This window comes from Acinetobacter sp. HA (genome assembly GCF_000264725.1).
Classification (GTDB): domain Bacteria; phylum Pseudomonadota; class Gammaproteobacteria; order Pseudomonadales; family Moraxellaceae; genus Acinetobacter; species Acinetobacter schindleri.
On sequence record NZ_AJXD01000051.1, the window covers coordinates 1 to 7,944 of the forward strand.

The 7,944-nt window shown below is 33.5% G+C and carries 8 protein-coding genes and 1 pseudogene; 6 read left to right on the top strand and 3 right to left on the bottom strand.

The genetic code is table 11. From position 1 onward, the window contains the following. Positions 1–10: 10 nt before the first annotated feature. Together HADU_RS10345 and HADU_RS10350 are read right to left on the bottom strand one after the other, a co-directional pair. A complete protein-coding gene (locus HADU_RS10345; protein ID WP_008305955.1) occupies positions 11–1,507 on the bottom strand; it encodes an NACHT domain-containing protein in 1,497 nt (498 codons plus the stop codon). Between the two features lie 103 nt (positions 1,508–1,610). Continuing rightward, complete coding sequence (locus HADU_RS10350) at positions 1,611–1,847, bottom strand: helix-turn-helix domain-containing protein (protein ID WP_008305957.1); 237 nt, start codon at positions 1,845–1,847, stop codon at positions 1,611–1,613. Positions 1,848–1,971: 124 nt separating this feature from the next. On the opposite strand from HADU_RS10350, the gene HADU_RS10355 reads away from it, so the two are divergent. After that, entirely contained in the window at positions 1,972–2,214 is a 243-nt protein-coding gene (locus HADU_RS10355) for a transposase (protein WP_008305959.1), read from the top strand. An 81-nt stretch (positions 2,215–2,295) separates the two neighbouring features. Here the strand turns inward: HADU_RS10355 and HADU_RS10360 are convergent, their stop codons facing one another. Further along, positions 2,296–3,165, bottom strand: a complete 870-nt coding sequence (locus HADU_RS10360; RefSeq protein WP_008305961.1) for a hypothetical protein — start codon at positions 3,163–3,165, stop codon at positions 2,296–2,298. A 162-nt stretch (positions 3,166–3,327) separates the two neighbouring features. On the opposite strand from HADU_RS10360, the gene HADU_RS10365 reads away from it, so the two are divergent. The 5 genes and pseudogenes from HADU_RS10365 to HADU_RS15335 all read left to right on the top strand — a co-directional run. Then, positions 3,328–3,594 carry a hypothetical protein gene (locus tag HADU_RS10365; RefSeq protein WP_008305963.1) on the top strand — a complete coding sequence of 89 codons (267 nt, stop codon included), beginning with the start codon at positions 3,328–3,330 and terminating at the stop codon, positions 3,592–3,594. Positions 3,595–3,831: 237 nt separating this feature from the next. Then, positions 3,832–4,539: a hypothetical protein gene (locus tag HADU_RS10370; RefSeq protein ID WP_008305965.1), complete on the top strand. Its 708-nt coding sequence runs from the start codon at positions 3,832–3,834 to the stop codon at positions 4,537–4,539. 1 nt (position 4,540) lies between these two features. After that, positions 4,541–6,421, top strand: a complete 1,881-nt coding sequence (locus tag HADU_RS10375; RefSeq protein ID WP_034592732.1) for a Mu transposase C-terminal domain-containing protein — start codon at positions 4,541–4,543, stop codon at positions 6,419–6,421. Beyond that, positions 6,408–7,355: a TniB family NTP-binding protein gene (locus HADU_RS10380; protein ID WP_008305969.1), complete on the top strand. Its 948-nt coding sequence runs from the start codon at positions 6,408–6,410 to the stop codon at positions 7,353–7,355. The genes HADU_RS10375 and HADU_RS10380 overlap by 14 nt, the downstream gene beginning before the upstream one ends. A 26-nt stretch (positions 7,356–7,381) precedes the next feature. Continuing rightward, positions 7,382–7,765 (top strand): annotated as a pseudogene (locus HADU_RS15335) (TniQ family protein); the annotation flags it as partial. Between the last annotated feature and the right edge of the window lie 179 nt (positions 7,766–7,944).

Here is a 7,944-nt window from a genome sequence, read left to right on the forward strand (position 1 = left end):
TTTTAAGTATTTAAAACCAATTCTTCAAATGAGGACACGCCCTAGATTTAACTACATTTAAAAAAAGACTCGATCTAGCATTGAGCTGCAATTCAAACTCTTCACCCTCCCCATATTGATAAAATTCAATATGACGAAACCAAGTGCTCGCCAACTTTGAAATTTTATTTTCATCTAAATATTGAAGAGTACCTACTTTCCAATTAGCAGGTAATGAATATTGTTTATATCCTTGTGGTCTGCTTGTACAAATAATTCTAGCATCATGAGATTCTAAAAAAGTTATAACACGGTCTATTGCTTGCTGCCCTAAATATTCATTTCCAGACTCATCAAGACCATCTAAAAGTATTAGTAAATTACCAGTGTTTATAGCTTTTTTAAATAATGGATAAATATCATTGTAACCAAACTGATGTAACCAATCTTTTAAATAATCATCTATATTAAGAATCTCTTTTTTTTCTATTGCAGATGTAAATCCAGAAAACGAGATCCATATTGGAACACAAGTGTTAAAAAAATTGTTATTGAGTTTTTGATTATCAGTAATAGGTTCTAAAATTGTTAAAGTTAAATATCTTAAAAAAGCACTTTTACCTAAACCAGGTTCACCAATAATAATGCCATTTTCATGACCTAGAATCCACTCTAATATAGGTGATATATTTTCATAACCAATATTACTATTTTTATATTCATTTTCCTCATTTGAGTAAATATAGTCATCCTCTATAGGAGAATCAGTTTCTTTAGGGAGATTTATATAGCTTCCTTGAATATACTCACTAATATCAGAAGGAATATATCTTTCTCTTAAGTCGATAAATCGATTTGTATGTGTACTATTTAATCCAGGATCATGTCTAGCAAATAAAGTTGAGTAAAACTTAAACAAACGGTTGCGTAAATTATTTATCTCATACCCATTCGCCCTATCTCCGAGTAATTCAGCTTTTTCTAATCCATTAAATCGTTTAACCCATTCTCTACCAAAAAAATCATCAACTATCTCTGGTAAGTTTTTTAATTTTAGTGATAATTGACCTGTTTCAGTAGCATCCCATACTATGAAATCTATGCCTTTCTGTCTTAGAATTTTTTTTTGATTTTCAATTTCATCAACTTGTTGGGTGTGGTTCATTGGGATCGTTATACATAAAACAAATATTTGTGTTTGTGGAGCCCATTTACCTATTAAAAATTTATTTACAGCAGTTTTGATATCTAAAGCATTAAAAGTTTTTACTCTTTTACATTGGAAACATGCTTTTTTTTCTGTTGTCTTTATACTTGCTAAAATATCTAAGCCACTTTGGTCTTGGCCCCTTACTCCATAAAGATAAGTATCTGTAATAGTAAACTCTTGACTTACTATCCTAGCAATTAATTTTTCAAAATTTTCCCATTCTAATTTATCAAATGGCAATGTTTGTTCTAAGGTATCAATTGGAGGTAAAGGTGGTTCACCATGGGGTAAACAAAATAATTCTTGATCAAAATTCATACTTTATTAGATATAATAAAAATTGTATTAATTATATACTAATCAAAAATTAACTTATTAATTTAAAAAAACTATTTTCCATGAAAGAAATAAAAATTTTAAGTTAATTTTTATCTTTAATCTCATTTAGAAATTTTATTAAATCTTTATCTATAGCTTTTAACCAATCCATTAACTCAATCACATCTAACCGCCTTTCTAGAATTTCAACTTTAGATACATAAGACTGAGGCTTCCCCAAACATTGGGCAAGCTCCACCTGAGTCACATTTTTAGACTCACGCAGTTCTATAAGTTTCTTAATTAGGTCTTGATACCTAGGATCGTGTATTGAGCGCATGGCTCAATATCAGTTACAATTAAAAATATCCCAAAATAGGATATTTAAACTTAACCCTATCTGTTTACAGAAATTTTTCGTTTAGAAATGGAAATTTTTTTAAATGGTAGTTTAGGAATTCGATGTGAAGCAAAAATTTTCAGTAGCTCAAATCAACAGTATTGTTAAAAAGAATTTAGCAGGTGCAACTGTCGAACAACTTTGCCAAGAGTATAAAATAAGTGTTGCTACTTTCTACCGTTGGAAAGCTAGTTATTTAGATATCGATGAACAGATTTTTACTCGACTCAATAAGTTAGAACAGGAAAATTTAGCTCTCAAACAGATGTATGCTGAAGAAAAATTATCTAAGCGTCTAGAAATGTAGAAGGTTTAACTAATCACTACTATATAATTCTTCTCACATCTTCTCCCCCATTATCCTTATCAAAAATCTCGAATGTAAATTTCAATGATAATTTGCATTCGAAGCATCCCATAGGGCATCTAATGTCAGAAAATACCCTCCGTCCAAGAGACTTAAAACTCGTGTTTTATGCAATAAATCTGATAATGCTCTTACTCTTTCCTTCCTTGTAATACCCACTATTATCTTATCTTCCATTGCTAACAATAGATCTAGCAAAATTTTGACATTATTCGAGAAACTATCCTCAAAATTTTCACCAAATATTTCCTTTGTAGAGCTAACTGAAGAAAAAACGTAGAAATTAACCAATGAGATAAGATGTTCACGATAATAAAAGAATGGAATTTCAGTACAAATGATAAGTAACGTTCTATAAATAGACTGGCTTATTGCAAAAGTATTCCCGTCTCTATTAGCAGCCAATTTTAAAAAAATTACCTGCGCAGCCAAAGCATCAAGTCCTGCTAACCTTTCTAACCTTATTAGTTCTCTTCTTGATAAATCTGGTACTAATTCAAGACTGGTATCATATTTATTTGGTTTATAAAGAACTTTCTGAACATCCCATGGAAGTTGGCTAATTCCATGTTTAATAAGCCAATCTATCTCTTTGTTTCCACGAATAGCTTGCCAAAGAATATTATTAATAACTTTACAACTTCCGAATACATGTCTTTCAGCAGCATCAATAAGCTTTTGATTTGGAGTATGTTTACCAACTCGGTAGCCTCTCCATTTATTATTATGATAGGCATCACCATACTCATTTTTACCAAAGGCTTCTGGTTCAATAATCCTTTCTATCTGGTAATCCGAATTTTTTGACAAATTTTCTCTGATGTACGAATACCACAGTGCTACTCGTACAGCATCGATATGATCTCTTCGTTTTATTTTAGCTTTTTGCATGTTGCGTGGACCTTGACGCAACCATAAAAAATTATGGATTATTGTTAATAATCAAATAATTACAAAATCATATTAGAGTAATCTTTGAAGCCATTTTTACTTTCTACACTACTTATTTAATACGGTATATGATTTTGTTGTGACAGGTTAGGACAAACCAAAATGCAAAATAATATTCTTGTCGATGCAGAAATGATTGAGCGAGACCTTTTTGATCGTTATGGTCCACTTATCATGGATGATGCTTTAAGAATAGCTTTAGGCTACAAATCAACTGAAGCATTTAGACAAGCTTTAACTCGAAAGACTGTTCCTATACCAGTCTTTTCTGTTGAAAATCGTCGTGGTAAATATGCTCTAGTCAAAGATGTAGCAATATGGCTAGCCAATCAACGTAATTCAACTTTAGAAAAGAACCAAAGACTCTAATATGAATTGATTTCAAAAATCAAAGATGGGAGAAATGTGACAAAGTAATAACTCAAATAAAAACGGACCCTTAAAGGATCCGTTGATGACTCTATATAAAGATACAGAGACGTCAGAAATCATAGTATCTTCCGTATAAAGTCACCAGTCAAGTAGCCGTTATTCAATTTGAATAGCGTTGAATCCTCTTATTCTCATTTCTTTATTAAGAATGAGAGAATGCTGGGAGATACAAATATGTCTTATAAGACTCTATGTTCAAAAAGAGAAATCCAACAGAATATTCTTCAACAGATCAAAGAGGCTTTTGAAACCACGGCTAATATAGCTTCCACTATCCACGGTCAACGTAAGATTTATCAAGGCTCTTTTGGCCGTCGAACTTCCCTATTTCCTAGTCAAAAGTGTTGTGGTGCTATACCACTAGAAAGCCGTCTTGAACTAGCTCATGCGATACGTTTAGAACAAGATCCCAACATCACAAATTATCGCTCACAAGCTTTAAAAATTTTAATTACCGATAAACAGTATTGTTACCCAGATTTTTTAATACAAACCAAAGAAGGTAGTTATGAAGTTCACGAAGTCAAACCATCCATAGCCTCATTATCAACAGAAGATTTAAACCGCTTTGCAATACTTTCTGTTTTACTCCACTCAATTAATATCACTTTTAAGCTAATAGAGCACACAGATTTACCAAGTGAATCAGAGGTTTCTCAGCTACTTTACTGGTATCAAAGAGGACATCGATTTAACTGGAATCATTTAGAAATCGATTACGCCTTAAATCACTTGCAAGAAACTCAATACGATGATCCTAAACAAGTCTATAGAAAGCTCGAATCAATCGGTTTGAAGCAAGAGTTAGGTGATTATCTATTCTTTCACAAGAAAATTAAGATTTCCAAAGGAAAACTTAATGATCCTAAAGGAGTCTTTTAATATGAAAAAGGCTCTATTTAATCCTCAGCCCGGTTATCGCTTTTACTTTCAAGAGCATCCTAATTACATATTCGAAATAGGGTCTATTACTCACACCACTATACGTTATGCAGCTATCGCTGGTGGTAAGGCTTTTTCAATAGGATTGAATGACTTTGAAAATCAGTACAAAGCTGGTGAGATTTTATGTGTATTTGCACCTGAAAAACTTATCCTTAACCCTAAATATAGTACTGAAATTCACCGCAAAGAACGCTATATCATCTCTGCTCTTCAAAAACTTAAACATCCTACATGCATAAAACAGCTCTCATTATTGATCCAAAAAATAGCAATTGAGATTAAAGATCGTACCCCCCCTTCACCCCGAACAGTTGCTAGATGGATATTCAAATATAGAAGTTATTCCCAAAATAAACTCTGCTTAAAAAATGAATATAAAGGAAATTGTTCTCTACGCTTTCCTCCGGAGGTATATCAAATTCTTAATCAAGCTATTAATGATGTTTACCTCAAACCAGAATATAGAACCAGTAAAGATGTCCAAGCTTATATGCTCGGAAGATTCATGGAGCAAGGGATATCTCTTGACAACTTGCCGAGTCTTAGAAGTATTCAAAAACATATTAAAAAACTAGACCCCTATCTCACTTTGAAAATAAAACAAGGGAGTCGAATTGCAAAAAAAGCATTTCAAGCAGCTGGTCAAAATATTATCAGCCCATTTGCACTTTATATGGTCGAAATTGACACTCATTATCTAGATATTATTGTGATTGATCCTAAGACAAATGTTGCTCTTGGACGACCATTTCTAGCTTGTGCTATTGATGTTTACTCTAGAGCGATTGTCGGTACATATATCAATATGTATCCACCAAGCGCAGCAACGACATTAGCTGTTATTAAAGAGATGGTAACTCGGCCCACTCTTGGTTTACCTGGAGGAATTCCAAGTATCATTATTCCCGATAATGGTGTGGAGTTTAAAAACAATTCATTGGCGAGGGTATGCGATCAGCTTAAAATCACGTTAACACCATCTCAGGTAGGTACGCCAAATAACAAGCCACATATAGAACGTTTCTTTAACACCCTCACCCACGGAATTCTTCAGAAACTGCCAGGGACAACCTTTTCAGACTCAATAGAGAGAGGCAGTTATAATTCAACTAAACTCGCTCAGCTCACGATAGAACAACTCAAAAAATATATTAATACATGGATTAATGAGGTCTATCACCGATCTATTCATAGTTCTACTGGTCGCTCTCCATGTGTCATGTGGCAAGATGCTATCGAAGATATTAAGCCTAGTTTTCTTACTGAAACGGATGCAGAGATTTTATGCCGCAAACCTATTGAACGAAATATTAATCATGGTCAAGTCCGTATAGATGGAATCAGCTATTTCTCACACGCACTCACAACACTACAGGCACAAGGTATAAAAAAAGTGACTGTGCTTATAGATGATTTAAATCTAAATGAAGTTTTTATCATTGATCCCACTAATAAAAACATAATCATTCAAGCAGACTCTACTAATCAAGACTATACATTTGGATTGACACGTGTAACTCACTTAGAAGTTCAAAAGATAAAAAAGGCACAATCTCGATCAGACAAGCAAAAGATCGGAGCAATGTCCGACTTGTACTATCTATATAAACTTATGCATGAGATTCAAAGCAATCTTGTGAGAAGAAAGCCAAGATTAAAACCCCTTACTCTCGAACTTCCCAAACAGCTAGAAAGGGTCGAAGAACAACTACTTTCAAAAGAAGAGGATATTGCTGAACAGCCTGTTTCCACAATAAATGAACCCACACCAATTAATCAATTTGGCTCATTGGAGGTAGTTAAACATGGAAAAATTTGAGAATCATTTTGAAAAAATTCGATCTATTAACAATATTGTTATTACTTCCAATGAATTTATGACCGCATTCACCGGCATACAAGATTGTGTCAAAAGAAGTATTTCATTTAGAGAGCCTGTTGGAAGCATGCTTCTTTCTGAAGGAGGACTCGGGAAAACCACCCTCTGTAAAACGATTTTGAGTCTGATGCCTCCTACAGAAAAAATTGAGCAGGATCATATAAAAAACATCATCCCAGTATGTTATGTGGAAGTCCCATCGCCTGCCACAGTTAAATCATTAGCAATAACGATGCTCAAAGAGCTTGGAGATCCTACTTATGAAAATGGGTATGGTACTACTGAATACTTAACTAGCAGGCTTATTTATTTACTCGCACAATGCGAAACCAAGCTTATATTTTTAGATGAATTCCACCATCTATTTGAACGTAAACCCACGTCTACGAGAATGAATCGGACTACAGGAAATTGGCTTAAAACCCTAGTAAACAGAACCGGTATTAGCTTTTGTTTAGTAGGTTTACCTGAGTTTGTACCCCTACTCCAAGTTGATAGCCAAATTGCACGCAGATTCCCATTTATCTATCAACTAAACCCATTAACCGTTGATTCTTTAAATAATAGCGGGAGTATATTTTTGTTTCTTGCTGAAGTTGCAAGAATACTCAATAAGCAAAATATTACTTTCCTTCCTGCGCTAGATAGTCAACTTATTGGCATGCAAATTCAATTAGCTACGAAAGGTTTTCACTCATACGTAATGAGCCTTATTAGGGAAAGTATCGCGCATGCTTTAAATGAGAACAGGCAAATCATTAATCCCAGTGATTTCAGCTATGCCTGGAAGTTAGGCATAACGTCATACATCAGTAAACAAAATAAAAATCCATTCGAAATGAACTATTCGCAAATCATTTCATTAATGAAATAGGCAGAATTATGCAAAATTCTCTTTTAATGCAAGCTAAGCCCTATGAAGACGAATCACCAATGAGCTTCTTGTTAAGAACGGCTGAACTCAATGCACATAGTTCAATTTTCAATTTAATAGGAAAAGAAAAATACAAATCTATCATACGTCATTCTTTAAATTACCATATCACTGATATGACCCGCTTCATCTTAGTCTTAAAAGCATTGAATCTTGATAGTTCTTATAAATTTCTAGCCTTTGAAAGATCGCAGCCGACCTATAGATCTCCAATAATTATTGGAGCAATCGAAGTTCCTTATGAGTTAATAGAACTTGAATATTTACGTTACTGTCCTATCTGCCTTTCTGAAAAAGCTTATTTTAGAAAATTATGGACCCTAAAACCAATACACGCATGTCCAATACATTCTTGTTTGTTAATTTACTCTTGTCCTCAGTGTAAACATTATCTTATTCCAAAATCAGGGGTTCGAAACTGTTCAAGCTGTGGTTTTAAACTCTGTACACGACAAATTTCACAGAACCCTTATCCTATCAGGGTTCTGCCTTCTTAAAATTGCCAAAATTTCCTTAAACTCTTCTTTTT

Excerpts from the sequence above, each read along its gene's own strand:
- HADU_RS10345 (WP_008305955.1), bottom strand. The coding sequence starts at position 1,507 with ATGAATTTTGATCAAGAATTATTTTGTTTACCCCATGGTGAACCACCT.
- HADU_RS10350 (WP_008305957.1), bottom strand. The coding sequence starts at position 1,847 with ATGCGCTCAATACACGATCCTAGGTATCAAGACCTAATTAAGAAACTT.
- HADU_RS10360 (WP_008305961.1), bottom strand. The coding sequence starts at position 3,165 with ATGCAAAAAGCTAAAATAAAACGAAGAGATCATATCGATGCTGTACGA.
- HADU_RS10365 (WP_008305963.1), top strand. The coding sequence starts at position 3,328 with ATGCAAAATAATATTCTTGTCGATGCAGAAATGATTGAGCGAGACCTT.
- HADU_RS10370 (WP_008305965.1), top strand. The coding sequence starts at position 3,832 with ATGTCTTATAAGACTCTATGTTCAAAAAGAGAAATCCAACAGAATATT.
- HADU_RS10375 (WP_034592732.1), top strand. The coding sequence starts at position 4,541 with ATGAAAAAGGCTCTATTTAATCCTCAGCCCGGTTATCGCTTTTACTTT.
- HADU_RS10380 (WP_008305969.1), top strand. The coding sequence starts at position 6,408 with ATGGAAAAATTTGAGAATCATTTTGAAAAAATTCGATCTATTAACAAT.